15 protein-coding genes and 1 tRNA gene are annotated in these 13,152 nt (G+C 72.2%); 2 read left to right on the plus strand and 14 right to left on the minus strand.

The features are described 5' to 3' along the window. Positions 1-67 precede the first annotated feature (67 nt). The 9 genes from GMA12_RS10835 to rpsB all read right to left on the minus strand — a co-directional run bounded on the left by GMA12_RS10835 (position 68) and on the right by rpsB (position 7,808). Positions 68-337: a GlsB/YeaQ/YmgE family stress response membrane protein gene (locus GMA12_RS10835; RefSeq protein ID WP_156269524.1), complete on the minus strand. Its 270-nt coding sequence runs from the start codon at positions 335-337 to the stop codon at positions 68-70. 223 nt (positions 338-560) lie between these two features. Continuing rightward, positions 561-2,192, minus strand: a complete 1,632-nt coding sequence (locus GMA12_RS10840) for a monocarboxylic acid transporter (protein WP_206064675.1) — start codon at positions 2,190-2,192, stop codon at positions 561-563. A gap of 3 nt (positions 2,193-2,195) precedes the next feature. Next, positions 2,196-2,576 carry a DUF485 domain-containing protein gene (locus GMA12_RS10845; RefSeq protein WP_156269525.1) on the minus strand — a complete coding sequence of 127 codons (381 nt, stop codon included), beginning with the start codon at positions 2,574-2,576 and terminating at the stop codon, positions 2,196-2,198. 163 nt (positions 2,577-2,739) lie between these two features. Next, a complete protein-coding gene (locus GMA12_RS10850) occupies positions 2,740-3,342 on the minus strand; it encodes a DivIVA domain-containing protein (protein ID WP_156269526.1) in 603 nt (200 codons plus the stop codon). Positions 3,343-3,367: 25 nt separating this feature from the next. After that, complete coding sequence (locus GMA12_RS10855; protein WP_156269527.1) at positions 3,368-4,318, minus strand: phosphatidate cytidylyltransferase; 951 nt, start codon at positions 4,316-4,318, stop codon at positions 3,368-3,370. Beyond that, entirely contained in the window at positions 4,318-4,875 is a 558-nt protein-coding gene (frr, locus tag GMA12_RS10860; protein ID WP_047801870.1) for a ribosome recycling factor, read from the minus strand. The genes GMA12_RS10855 and frr overlap by 1 nt, the downstream gene beginning before the upstream one ends. A gap of 126 nt (positions 4,876-5,001) precedes the next feature. Continuing rightward, positions 5,002-5,775 (minus strand): UMP kinase, encoded by a 774-nt coding sequence (gene pyrH / locus GMA12_RS10865; RefSeq protein ID WP_240898775.1) that lies wholly within the window; start codon positions 5,773-5,775, stop codon positions 5,002-5,004. Between the two features lie 229 nt (positions 5,776-6,004). Next, positions 6,005-6,835, minus strand: coding sequence for a translation elongation factor Ts (tsf, locus tag GMA12_RS10870; RefSeq protein ID WP_156269528.1), 831 nt, complete (start codon positions 6,833-6,835; stop codon positions 6,005-6,007). Between the two features lie 106 nt (positions 6,836-6,941). Then, positions 6,942-7,808, minus strand: coding sequence for a 30S ribosomal protein S2 (gene rpsB / locus GMA12_RS10875; RefSeq protein WP_156269529.1), 867 nt, complete (start codon positions 7,806-7,808; stop codon positions 6,942-6,944). Between the two features lie 440 nt (positions 7,809-8,248). Here rpsB and GMA12_RS10880 point away from each other — a divergent pair, with 440 nt between their 5' ends. Then, entirely contained in the window at positions 8,249-8,818 is a 570-nt protein-coding gene (locus GMA12_RS10880) for a M23 family metallopeptidase (protein WP_156269530.1), read from the plus strand. Here GMA12_RS10880 and GMA12_RS10885 read toward each other — a convergent pair. From GMA12_RS10885 to GMA12_RS10905, 5 genes are all read right to left on the minus strand, one after another. Then, a complete protein-coding gene (locus tag GMA12_RS10885; protein ID WP_156269531.1) occupies positions 8,791-9,057 on the minus strand; it encodes a hypothetical protein in 267 nt (88 codons plus the stop codon). The genes GMA12_RS10880 and GMA12_RS10885 overlap by 28 nt on opposite strands. 131 nt (positions 9,058-9,188) lie before the next feature. Continuing rightward, a tRNA-Ile gene (locus tag GMA12_RS10890) sits at positions 9,189-9,262 on the minus strand. A 30-nt stretch (positions 9,263-9,292) separates the two neighbouring features. Then, positions 9,293-10,546, minus strand: a complete 1,254-nt coding sequence (locus GMA12_RS10895; protein ID WP_156269532.1) for a glycosyltransferase — start codon at positions 10,544-10,546, stop codon at positions 9,293-9,295. 47 nt (positions 10,547-10,593) lie between these two features. After that, positions 10,594-11,514, minus strand: coding sequence for a DMT family transporter (locus tag GMA12_RS10900; RefSeq protein WP_370831246.1), 921 nt, complete (start codon positions 11,512-11,514; stop codon positions 10,594-10,596). Between the two features lie 166 nt (positions 11,515-11,680). Next, complete coding sequence (locus GMA12_RS10905) at positions 11,681-12,526, minus strand: phage holin family protein (protein ID WP_156269533.1); 846 nt, start codon at positions 12,524-12,526, stop codon at positions 11,681-11,683. Positions 12,527-12,832: 306 nt separating this feature from the next. Between GMA12_RS10905 and GMA12_RS10910 the strand changes: the two genes are divergently transcribed. Then, a complete protein-coding gene (locus GMA12_RS10910; RefSeq protein ID WP_156269534.1) occupies positions 12,833-13,099 on the plus strand; it encodes a hypothetical protein in 267 nt (88 codons plus the stop codon). Positions 13,100-13,152: the final 53 nt, after the last annotated feature.

Genomic DNA, 13,152 nt, shown 5'->3' on the forward strand with positions numbered 1-13,152 from the left:
CCGGACGGACCGAGGCCCCGGTCACCGTTTCCGGTGGCCGGGGCCTCGGGTGGCGCTGGGGTGCGGGTCAGTGCGTGCGGCCGCGGCGGCCGGCGACCGCGCCCCAGATGAAGAGCACGATGAGCGCTCCCACGACGGCGGTGATGATCGTGCCGATGTCGAACACGGACTCGAGGTCACCGATGCCGATCAGCGAGCCGAGGAAGCCTCCGAGGAGGGCGCCGACGATGCCCAGGACGATGGTGACGATGATGCCGCCACCCTGGTTGCCCGGCATGATGAGCTTCGCGAGTGCGCCCGCGATGAGACCGAGAACGATCCAGCTGATGATTCCCATGATTGCTCCTTATCCGTCCCGGGAGGGACTTTCATTGTAAGCAACCGGCGAGTTTCCCAGGAATACCCTGAGCCGGCTTCTGCAGCCACCCTACCGGACCGTCAGGCCTCTGTCTTTTCCCTTTCGTGAATCCCCGGTGCGGCTCCGGAGAACGACCTCGGCCCGCCCGAAGCCGGAGCTTCGGACGGGCCGAGGGTCCTCCCAGGTGGGAGCGGGGTCGGCGTCAGTGGGCGACGGGCTTCTCCGCACCGATGCCTGTGAGCGAACGCACCTCCATCTCGGACTGCTTGACCGGGTCCTCCAGGCGCCGTTCCGTCATGGAACCGATGAAGCCCAGGAGGAAGGACGCCGGGATGGAGACGATGCCCGGGTTCTGCAGCGGGAACCACGCGAAGTCGGCCGTGGGGATCATCGAGGTCTCGGCGCCGGACATCACCGGGGAGAAGATGATCAGGCCCACCGAGATGAGCAGGCCGCCGTACATGGACCAGACCGCGCCGCGGGTGGTGAACCGCCGCCAGTACAGGGAGTACACGATGGTCGGCAGGTTCGCCGAGGCCGCCACCGCGAAGGCCAGCGCCACGAGGAACGCGACGTTCTGCCCCTGCGCCCCGATGCCGCCCGCGATGGAGACGATGCCGATGACCACCACGGTGGTCTTGGCGACCCGCAGCTCCTGGCGGGGGTCGGAGTTCCCCTTCTTGAGGACGCTGGTGTAGATGTCGTGGGCGAAGGACGCCGAGGCCGTGATGGCCAGGCCGGCGACGACCGCGAGGATCGTGGCGAACGCCACGGCGGCGATGATGCCCATCAGCAGGGAGCCGCCGAGCTCGAAGGCCAGCAGCGGAGCCGCGGAGTTCACGCCGCCGGGGGCCGCCTGGATCCGCTCGGCGCCGATGAGGGCCGCCGCGCCGAAGCCCAGGACGAGGGTGAAGAGGTAGAACAGGCCGATCAGCGCGATCGCCCACACCACGGACTTGCGGGCCTCCTTGGCGGTGGGCACCGTGTAGAAGCGCATCAGCACGTGGGGCAGGCCGGCGGCGCCGAAGACCAGGGCCAGCCCCAGGGAGATGAAGTCCAGCTTGCTCGTCTCGCTCACGCCGTACTTCAGCCCGGGCTCCAGAATGGCGGGGTTGCCGGAGACGGCGACCGCGTCACCCAGCAGGGAGGAGAAGTTGAAGCCGTAGAGCGCCAGGATCCAGACGGTCATCAGCGCCACGCCCGAGATCAGCAGCACGGCCTTGATGATCTGCACGTAGGTGGTGCCCTTCATGCCGCCCACGAGCACGTAGACGATCATCAGCACGCCCACGACCACGATCACGAGGGACTGCCCCGCCCGCGACCCGATGCCCAGCAGCAGGGACACGAGGGCACCGGCGCCGGCCATCTGCGCCAGCAGGTAGAACGCGGAGACCGCGAGGGTGGAGATGGACGCCGCCACGCGCACCGGCCGCTGGCGCAGCCGGAAGGACAGGACGTCGGCCATCGTGAACTTGCCGGTGTTGCGCAGGAGCTCGGCGATGAGCAGCAGTGCCACGAGCCAGGCCACCAGGAAGCCGATGGAGTAGAGGAACCCGTCGTAGCCCTGGATCGCGATCGCGCCGACGATGCCCAGGAAGGACGCCGCCGAGAGGTAGTCGCCGGCGATGGCCAGGCCGTTCTGCGTGCCGCTGAACCCACGGCCGCCGGCGTAGTAGTCGGCGGCCGTGGCCGTGGACTTGGAGGCCCGCAGCACGATCACCATGGTGACCACGACGAACGCCCCGAAGATGGAGATGTTGATCCAGGGCGTGCCGACCGTTTCCGTGGTGGCGGTCGCCATGGGCGCGAGCGCGGTGGGGAGGTGGTGCATCGGTCAGTTCTCCTGTCCGTGGACGCCGCGGGTGGTCCCGAGGCTGGGCTCGAGGCGTTCCCGGATGGCCTCGGCCTTCGGGTCCAGCTTGCGGTTGGCGAAGGACACGTACGCGCCCGTGATCGCGAAGGTGGTGACGAACTGGAGCAGCCCCAGGATCACGCCCAGGTTGACGTTGCCGACCACCTGGATCGCGAAGAGCTGCGGGACGTACATGGCGAGCACCACGTACAGCAGGTACCAGACCAGGAAGGCGACGGTGAGCGGGAAGACGAAGCCGCGGTGGGTCCGGCGCAGCTCCTGGAACTCGGGCGACCTCTGGGCCGCAGGGAAGTCGACGTCGGCGACGAGGTCGTCGGCGTCGATGGGTGGCTGGTTGGACATGGGCTACCTCCTCATGTGATGCGGACCACACTAGGCCGTTGTATGCAGAGGGGCAAGACGAAGCACCGGGAATTCCCAGAATGGGGTGGAAATGTGACACGGGAGCGGCAATCCGGCCGATTCGTGTCGCAAGCTGTATACACAGCCGTCCGCGGCGGTCGGGTCAGCGCAGCGCCAGCAGGAGCTGGACGGCGCGGTCCAGGAAGGCGTCCACCTGCTGCTCCTCGTAGCTGCGCTCGCCGTGCGCGGGCGGGAAGACGGCACCGCGCAGCTCGGCCGGAGCCAGCGGGGCGGCGTCCCTGAGCCGGGCGCCGAGGCGCTCGCAGAGCACGTCGACGTGGGCGGCCGAGTAGCCCTGCGCCCGGGACCGCGCCGGGTGCCGGAAGCGCTGGGTGCGCGGCCGCTCGATCCGCCCGCGCAGCAGCCCCGCCAGGGCGTCGACGTGCTGCTGCCAGGCCTCGGGCCCGCGCAGGCGCAGGACCTGCTCGCGCTCGGCGGCCGCGAGGGCGTCCTCGGCGGTGTCCAGGACCTCGTCGACGGCCTCCGGCCGGTAGCCGCCCCGCGCCCTGGAGAACACGGCCGCGCGCACCTGCGTGCTCAGCAGCAGGGCCCGCTCCTCCCCCGGGGCGGGGCCGGGCGCCTCCAGGGTCTCCCGCACGCGGGTCAGGAAGGCGTCCACCTCGGCGACGTCGTAGCCCGGGGCGCCCTCGGCGCAGCGGGGGATGCGGGTCGCAGGGATGCGGGCTGCTGGTTGCTCGGGGGGCATGGGCGGGCGGTCCTGGGAAGCCCGGTCAGGCGCTCGTGGCGAAGAGCTCGAAGAGCAGGTACCCGGCCGGAACCGCGAAGAGGATGGAGTCGATCCGGTCCATCACGCCCCCGTGGCCGGGCAGCAGCGTGCCCATGTCCTTGATCCCCAGCTCGCGCTTGACCATGGACTCGGAGAAGTCGCCGAGGGTCGCGGCCAGCACGAGGGCCACGGCCAGGACGGCGCCCTCCCACCAGGCGTGGTCGAGCAGCAGCACGGCGCACAGGATCCCGATGACCACGGAGCCGCCCAGGGAGCCGGCGAAGCCCTCCCAGGACTTCTTCGGGCTGATCCTCGGGGCCATGGGATGGCGGCCCCAGACCACCCCCACGGCGTAGCCGCACGTGTCCGAGCCGACGGCCAGCAGGATGACGGTGAGCACCTTCAGGGCCCCGGTGTCCGTGTGGTAGAGCAGCAGGGCGATGCTGAGGAGGAACCCGACCCAGACGAGGGCGAAGACCGAGCCCATGATGGACAGGATCATCCCGTCCCGGTCACCCAGCGCCCGCCACACGATCACCAGGGTCAGGCCCACGACCACGGCCATCATGAGGGCCTCTCCCCCGCCGGCGAACGCGGCGAGGGGCATGAGCACCCCGGCCGTGACCGCCGGGACGCGCGGGATGGAGATGCCGCGGTAGCGCAGCGACCGCCCGACCTCCCAGACCCCGATCCCGGCGGCCGTGCCGGCGAGCAGGGCGAGCACGACGGGCTGGACGAACAGGCCCACGAGCAGGGTCCCGATGAGCACCACGGCGACGCCCACGGCGGCCGGCAGGTTCCGTCCGGCGCGCGAGGGGGCGGTGTGCCGCCGCTCCCGGTGGTGGCCCGGCCCCGGCGCCGCGCCGCGGGTGCCGGGGGCACGAGAGGGGAAGGCCTCCCCGGCGGGTCCCGGGGAAGCCTTCAGCTCCTGGTGCGGGGGTCGCGGGTCCGGCATCAGACCTGCAGCAGCTCCGCTTCCTTGTTCTTGAGCATCTCGTCGATCTGCTCGATGTGCTTCTTGGTCACGGCGTCGAGGTCCTTCTCGGCGCGCTTGCCCTCGTCCTCGCCGATGTCGCCGTCCTTGACGGTCTTCTCGATCTGGTCCTTGGCGTGCCGGCGGATGTTGCGCACCGACACCCGGGCCTCCTCGGCCTTGTGCCCGACGATCTTTACGTACTCCTTGCGGCGCTCCTGGGTCAGCTCCGGCATGACCACACGGATCACGTTGCCGTCGTTGGCCGGGTTGGCGCCGATGTCCGAGTTGCGCAGCGCCTTCTCGATGTCCGTCAGGGCCGAGCGGTCGTAGGGGGTGATGAGCAGGGTGCGGGCCTCGGGGTTCTGGAAGGAGGCGAGCTGCTGCAGGGGGGTGGGCGTGCCGTAGTACTCGACGAGGACGCTGGAGAACAGGGAGGGATTGGCCCGCCCCGTGCGGATGCCGGCGAAGTCCTCCTTGGCGCCGTCCACGGCCTTGCCCATCTTGGTCTTCGCTTCGGACAGGATGTCTGAGATCACGTAGGAGCTCCTTCGTCGGGTCGCACGGAGTCCTCCGCGCGGGGTCGGTTCCGCCGGGAACGGCGCCGGGGGCGCCCGTCCCGGGCATGCTGGCCCCAGTCTAGCGTCGGGCCGCGGGGCGCCGGATCAGGCGGTGACGAGGGTGCCGATCTGCTCCCCGAGGATCGCGCGGGAGACGTTGCCCTCCCCCTGCATGCCGAACACGCGCATCGTCACGTCGTTGTCGCGGCACAGGCTGAAGGCCGTCTGGTCCATCACGCGGATGTCGCGGGCCAGGGCCTCGTCGTAGGTCAGCGCGGACAGCCGCTGGGCGTCCGGGTTCGTGCGCGGGTCGGCCGTGTAGACGCCGTCCACCCCGTTCTTGGCCATCAGCACCTCGTCCGCGTGCACCTCGAGGGCGCGCTGGGCGGCGACGGTGTCGGTGGAGAAGTAGGGCAGCCCGGCCCCGGCGCCGAAGATCACCACGCGGTCCTTCTCCATGTGGCGGATGGCGCGCCGCGGGATGTACGCCTCGGCGACCTGCTCCATCTTGATCGCGGACTGCACCCGCGTGTCGACCCCGCACTGCTCGAGGAAGTCCTGCAGGGCCAGGCAGTTCATGACGGTGCCGAGCATCCCCATGTAGTCGGCGCGGGAGCGGTCCATGCCGGCCTGGGAGAGCTCCGCACCGCGGAAGAAGTTGCCGCCGCCGACGACGATCGCGGTCTCCACCCGACCGACCGTCGCGGCGATCTGCTCGGCGATGTCGCGGATCACCCGGGTGTCCACGCCGATGGAGCCGCCGCCGAAGACCTCGCCCGAGAGCTTCAGCAGGACCCGGCGCCGCGTGGGGGTGACCCGCGGGCCACGGCTCAGGCGCAGGGCCTCGTCCTGGATCTCGGACGCTGAAGTGGTGGGCATGGTTCCTCCCGGCGACGACGGTGCTGCTGGACGGGCACGGTCCCGCGTGGGTGGGGCGGAGCGGACCCGGGCCTCCCTCAGCATACAGAACCCCCGGCTCCCCCTCCGCCGGTGCCGGCGGTCACCGGGACATCGCCGCAGGTGGGAGCGAGTATGACGAAGGGAGGCGACCCTGCGGTGCAGGGTCGCCTCCCTCCGGCGGGGCGCCGTGGCGCCCGGACGGGTCCGGTCAGGCGCCGACGCGGAAGCGGGCGAAGGCCGTGGCGGTCGCGCCGGCCTCCTCGAGCACCTTGCCGACGGTCTTCTTGGAGTCCTTGGCGAAGTCCTGGTCGAGCAGGACGACGTCCTTGTAGTAGCCCTTCAGGCGGCCGTTGATGATGTTCGGGATGATCTTCTCCGGCTTGCCCTCGGCGCGGGCGGTCTCCTCGGCCACGCGCTTCTCCGACTCGACGGTCGCGGCGGGCACGTCCTCCTCGGAGAGGAAGGTCGGGGACATCGCGGCGATGTGCACGGCCACGTCGTGGGCGACCTGGTCGGCCTGGGCGCCGGAGGCGGCCAGCAGCACGCCGACCTGGGCCGGGAGGTCCTTGGAGGTCTTGTGCAGGTACACGGCCACGTTCTCCCCCTCGACGCGGGCGAGGCGGCGGACGACGACCTTCTCGCCGAGCAGCGCGCCGGTCTCGGTGACGAGCTCGGAGACGGCCTTGCCGTCGGCCTGGGCCTCCATGAGCTCCTCGAGGGAGCTCGCGTCGGCGGCGACGGCGGCCTCGAGGACCTTGTTGCCGAACTCGACGAAGGGGGCGGACTTGGCCACGAAGTCGGTCTCGGAGTTGACCTCGACCAGGTAGCCCACCTTGCCCTCGACGCGCGCGGCCACGAGGCCCTCGGCCGTGGCGCGGCCCTCGCGCTTGGTGACGCCCTTCAGGCCCTTGACGCGGATGATCTCCTGGGCCTTCTGCAGGTCGCCGTCGGCCTCGTCGAGGGCCTTCTTGACGTCGAGCATGCCGGCGCCGGTGCGCTCCCGCAGGGCCTTGATCTCAGCGGCGGTGTAGTTCGCCATGTGAACTCCTCACGTAGTCGGTGGTGCCGGCCGGGGCGCGCGGGCGCCCCGGCCGGCGTCCGGTGGAGATGGTGCCCCACCGGGGAAAACGGACGATGAACGGAGACTACTCGGCGGCGGTCTCGGTCTCGGCGGCGGTCTCGGCGGGAGCGGCGGCCTCGGCCGGGGCCTCGGCGGAGGCCTCCGGGGCGGCGGTCTGCTCGGCGGCGTGCTGCTCGAGCAGCTCGCGCTCCCACTCGGCCATCGGCTCGGCGGCCTGCTCGGCGCCGCCGGACTTCTTGTTGTGGCGCTCCATGAGGCCCTCGGCCACGGCGTCGGCGATCACGCGGGTCAGCAGGTTGACGGAGCGGATGGCGTCGTCGTTGCCCGGGATCGGGAAGGCGACCTCGTCGGGGTCGCAGTTGGTGTCGAGGATCGCGACGACCGGGATGCCCAGCTTCTGGGCCTCGTCCACGGCCAGGTGCTCCTTCTTGGTGTCCACGATCCAGACCAGGGACGGGGCCTTGGTCAGGTTGCGGATGCCGCCGAGGGTGCGCTCCAGCTTCTCCTTCTCGCGGCGCAGGAGCAGCAGCTCCTTCTTGGTGTACTGCGAGCCGGCGACGTCGTCGAAGTCGATCTCCTCGAGCTCCTTCATGCGCTCGATGCGCTTGGAGACCGTGGTGAAGTTGGTGAGCATGCCGCCCAGCCAGCGGTGGTTCACGTAGGGCATGCCGACGCGGGTGGCCTGCTCGGCGATGGCCTCCTGCGCCTGCTTCTTCGTGCCGACGAACAGGATGGTGCCGCCGTGGGCCACGGTGGTCTTGACGGCCTCGTAGGCGCGGTCGATGAAGGACAGCGACTGCTGGAGGTCGATGATGTAGATGCCGTTGCGCTCGGTGAAGATGAAGCGCTTCATCTTCGGGTTCCAGCGGCGGGTCTGGTGGCCGAAGTGCACGCCGCTGTCGAGGAGCTGGCGCATGGTAACGACGGACATGTCGTCTCCTTGTTCTCGTGCGGGAGGGCGTGCGACGACGCCCGGCCCGCGGGTACGGTTATCGGCTGCGTCCGGCGGACGAGCCCCTGGCGCAGCGGTGAGCGGAACCGAGGCGGATCCGCTGCCGGGCCGCCGTACCGCACCCCGCCGGGACGGGGAACGCGGACCGGGGCGGCCGGGCCGGGACAGGAGATCCCGGCGGCGCTGCGCGCGAAGTCAGCTGCTCGCCACCGCGCCGTCGGGTCCGGCGCGGAGCCGGGTCCGGAGTGGTCACGAGGGCGCGCCGCGAGGGGCGCAGAGAGCACACTGCGGGGTCAACTGTACTACACGGGCCCCGTTGCCCCTGCACACCCACGGCCGCGGACGGGGCTTCGCCCGGGACCGTCCACAGGCGGCGGGGTGGGCCCGCGCGCGGCGCCGTCGCGGCCGAGGGTGGGGTCATGACACCCGTCCCGCCCCGGTCCCGCACGACCCGCCGGCCGCGCCTGCCGATCGCCGTGGTCCTGGCCCTCGTCGTCGTCCTGGTGGGGACACCGCTGCCGGCCTCCGGGGAGCGGAGCTGGGCCTGGCCTCTGGTGCCGCGGCCGGCGGTGGTGGGCGAGTGGGCCGCCCCGGCGCAGCGCTGGGGCCGGGGGCACCGCGGCGTGGACCTGGCCGCGGCCCCGGGCGCGGCCGTGCGCTCCCCCGCGGACGGCACCGTGAGCTTCGTGGGGTTCGTGGTGGACCGCCCGGTGCTCACGGTGGACCACGGCGGCGGCCTGCGCTCGAGCTTCGAGCCCGTCGAGTCGGCTCTGCTGCGCGGGGAACGGGTCCGCCGCGGGCAGGTGCTGGGCGTGCTGCGCGGGCGCGACCACTGCGGGGCCGCAGTCTGCCTGCACTGGGGCGTGCGCCGGGGCGGGGACTATCTCAATCCGCTGCAGTTCGTCGGTGCGCTGGAGCCCTCGGTGCTGCTGCCCGTTCCCGAGCGGCCGCGCGCGGCGGCTCAGCCGTCGTCGCCGCCCTGGTCCTGAGCGCCCCCGTTCTGTCCGATCTCGTCCTGGGCGTCCTCGAGGCCCTGCCGGACGTCCTCGACGCCCTCCTCGGCGCCCTGCTGGACGTCCTCCGCGCCCTGCTCGACCTCCTGCTGGATCTCCTCGGCGCCCTGCTCGACGTCCTGCCGGATCTCCTCGGCGCCGAGGTCGCAGCCGGTCAGCGCGGCGAGCGCGAGCGCCGCGAGGGACAGGGGCCTCCACAGCCTGTGGCGGGTCATCCGGTCATCCCCTCGGTCGGTGGTGCGTGCTTCGCAGCACCAGTGCACCACATCCGGCCGCGGCGCGCACCCGGCCGGGGACGGCGAAGCGCCCCTCCCACCGGCGAAACGCGGTGACAGGGGTGCGGGAGTAGGGCCGGTGGGGCTTGAACCCACGACCGAAGGATTATGAGTCCTCTGCTCTGACCAGCTGAGCTACGGCCCCGCGCCGGGCGGGCCGGCGGCGCAGACCACGTTACCGCACCAGGGCGCCCAGCCGGGTCCGCAGCCGGCGCGGCCGCCCGCCGCGGTCGGAACCGGAATCGGGCTGCTCCCCGCGGTAGATCCGCTGGAAGGTCTCCAGCGTGCGCGGGAAGCTGTGCTGGGCCACCTTGCGGCGGCTCTCCCGCCCCATCCGGGCCCGCTCCTCCGCGCCGGCCCCGAGCACGAGGCCCAGCTTGTGCGCCAGGTCGCGGGCGTCCCCGGGGCGGAACAGCCAGCCGTTGACGCCGTCCTCGGCCAGGTGCGGCAGGGCCCGGGCGTCGGCCAGGACGACCGGGCGGGACGCCGACATCGCCTCCAGGGTGACCAGCGACTGCAGCTCGGCCGTTCCGGGCTGGCAGAAGATGTCGGCCCGCAGGTAGGCGGCGCGCAGCTCCTCGTCGGAGACGTAGCCGAGGAAGTGCACCCGGTCGCCGACGCCCAGGGCCCGCGCGAGCTTCTCCAGCCCTGCGCGCTGCTCCCCGTCCCCGGCGAGCTCCAGATGGGCGCCGAGCTCGGCCGGGAGCAGGGACATGGCCTCGATGAGGACGTCCACGTTCTTCTCCACCGCGAGACGGCCGGTGAACAGGACGGTCGGGTGCGCACCGCGGTGCGCACCCTCCCCGGGGTGGGCCTCGTAGTCGGAGATCCGGATCCCGTTGGACACGGCGAGCACGGTGTCCGGGAAGCCGTTGCGGACCATGGTCTGCACGGCCAGCGGCGTGGGGGCGGTCACCACGTCGCACCGGCGGAAGACCCGCACCATGTCCCGCCAGGAGACCTTGCGGTAGAGGTCGAGGAACCACTGCGGGAACGGCAGGAACGGCTCCAGGTTCTCCGGGACGAAGTGGTTGGTGCCCACCGTCCGGATGCCCCGCCGCCGGGCCTCGCGCACGAGCAGCCGGCCCAGGATGTAGTGGCACTGCACGTGCACGACGTCGGGGGCCACCTCGTCGAACACCCGGCGGATGTCCCCCGCCACCTGCCACGGGAAGCAGAGCCGGAAGTACGGGTGGGTGAAGGCGCGGTGGGAGCGCAGGCGGTGCTCGACGACGCCGTCGTCGTCGGCGCGCACGGACGGCCCACGGCCCGTCCGGGCGCAGACCACGTGCACCCGGTGTTCCCGCTCGTGCAGGCCCCGGGCGAGCCGGTGGGCGAACTGCGCGGCCCCGTTGACGTCCGGCGGGTACGTCTCGGCGCCCAGCAGCACGGTCAGGGGGCGGTCGGTGGTCGTGGTCTCGGCGCTCAAGCGTGGCTTCCCGGTCGATGGTCGGCTGGTCGGTCAGGTCCTGCGGGTCACGGCCCCGGCCGGCTGGGTGCGCGCCGGTCCCGGTGCGCGAGCTCTGCACGGCGTGCGAGCACCTCCGGGTGGTGCTGCGAGAGCACGGCGACCCCGACTATAGCAACGCCTCCCGCCAGCGCCATGAGCACGCCGGTCAGCACGGAGAAGCCGGGGCCGGCCTCGCCGAGCACCAGCAGCCCCAGGAGAACGCCCACCATCGGGTCGATCACGGTGAGACCGGCGATGACCAGGTCCGGGGGTCCGGAGGCGAACGCGATCTGCACGAACCACCCGCCCAGCGCGGCGGCCGCCGCGGCGGCGCCGATCGCGAGCCAGTTGACGTCGTCCAGCGGGCCACCGGTGCTGCCCTGGATCCGGGTGATGGTCAGCCGGACCAGCACCGCCACGAACCCGTAGAGGATGCCGGCGGCCACCACGTAGAACGTCCCGCCGAGGCCGTGGCGGAACAGCGCCGCGGCGACGCCGAGGACGCAGACGAGGACCACGAGCATGACGACCACGGTGCGCTCCGCCCACGCCGAGATCCCGTGGGCCGGATCCGTCGCCGCGACCGCGCAGGTGACGAAGACCGCGCCGCCGGCGGTGCACAGACCGATCGCCGCCCAGGTCCGCCGGTTGATCCGCAGCCGGCGGTGGCGGGCGTGCAGCAAGGTGGTGACCACCAGGGCGACGACGCCGATCGGCTGGACCACCGTCACGGTGGCGAGGCCGAGGGCCGCCACGTTGAGGGCGGTGCCGAGCCCGAGCAGGCCCAGCCCGAGGAGCCAGCGGTGGTTGCGCAGCAGCGCCGCCAGGGTCCGCGGGGTCAGCCGGCCGTGCGCGCGGTCGGACACGGCGCTGCCTTGCTTCTGCGTGCCGACGGCCAGGCACAGGGCCGAGAGCAGCGCCAGCACCACGGCCAACCACTGGCTCACCACTTCCACCGACCTGTGCTCACGCCCGGAATTCTAGCGAGGCCCGCCGGAGACCGTCCGCGTGGCGCGTGGCCGCCGGGTGAACGCACGGCGAAGGCCCGGAAGCCGGTGGCTTCCGGGCCTTCGGCCGGTGTCCGCGCCCACGGGGTGGCCGTGGACGCCGTGGTCACCGGAACAGTCTGCGCAGGAAGACGAGGAACGCGCTGCCGGCCACGGCCAGGACGGTGAGCGGCTGCCAGCGCTCCCCCAGACCGGACTGACCCGCGCCGGACCGGGTCCCGCCGCCCTGGGCCAGGAGGCTCTTGACGTCCTTGGGCGTGGTCCGGACCGTGCGGCTCGTGCGGTCCACGAAGCCCTTGGTCGTGGACTGGATCGTCTCGGCGCGGCCCTGGACGTCGTCACGCAGCGTCTTGAGGTGCTCGCGGCGCAGCTTCAGCCGGTGCCGCAGCTGCTCCTCGGTCGGCGCCGGGGGCTTCTGGCGGGACGGGTCCTGGGCCGCCTCGCGCCGCTCCTGCTCCTTGCGCTCGCGGGCCAGCTGCTCCTCGCGCTGGACACGGCCCTCCGTGTAGGCGGAGCCCTCCTTGACCACCCCGAGGTCGTACTTCAGCCCGAAGACGGCCTTGCGCGGGACGAGCGGCATGGCCTTCTTGATCGTGGCCACTCCGATGAGCGCCGCGACCACCAGGACGATCAGGAACAGCACGCCCAGCAGCAGCGCCGCCAGCCACGCCGGCATCACCTGCGACAGGCCGGCGATGGCGGCGCCGACGAGCGCGATGGTGGCCAGCAGCAGGAAGACCAGGCCGACGACGACGAAGGCCGCGCCCTTCCCGAGCGTCTTGGCCTTCTCCGTGAGCTCGATCTTGGCGAGCTGCGCCTCGTCCTTGAGCTGCTTGGGCAGCAGGCGGCCGAAGACCTTGACGACATCCAGGATCGACGCCGTCCCGGGGTCGGTGCGCTCCGCCCCCGCTCCCGAGGTGCCGCCCGTGCTGGGGCCTACCGAATGACTCATGCCCGCCTCCGTTGATGATGAGAAAAAGTACGTGGACTGAGCACCAAGCTACCATCGGGCCGCCCGCCGGCGGGCGCTCGCGGGGTCGGCAGACCGCCGGGTCCCGGGCGCGGGCCAGACGCCCCTGCGGTTCCCCGGCCCACCGGGGCCGAACGGCTCGGATTCGGCTCCGCGGTGCGCCCGTCCGCCGAGGGGCCCACAGCGGTGTCCCCGCGCTGTCCTGCAAAGAGCGGGCATCACAGAATCGATTCCATGCGGCTGAATAGGAAGTGCGCCGTCTCGTGCTCTCCCGGAAGGAAACCCGCCATGACCGTCATCGCCCGCACTGCCCGTACCGCCGCGACCCCGGTGCGCGACGACGTCCTCCGCTCCCTGTCCGCCCGGGGCATCGCCGTGGCCAGCGCCGACGTGCTCTGCGAGGGCCGGGAGTGGGCCGTGGTCGTCTCCGGCCGCCCGGCCGCCCTGACGGAGACGGAGGTCCGGATCGCCGTGTGGAACACCGTGCTCAACCACACGGCCGTCCACGGGCTCCCCGAGCCGGTCGACGGGGTCCGGATCCGCTTCGACGGCTGACACGGAGGCGGGGCGTCCTCCGCCGCTGCCGGGCGGGCGCGCCCTACAGTGTG

Origin of the sequence: Kocuria sediminis, assembly GCF_009735315.1 — a bacterium.
GTDB classification, from domain to species: Bacteria; Actinomycetota; Actinomycetes; order Actinomycetales; family Micrococcaceae; genus Kocuria; species Kocuria turfanensis.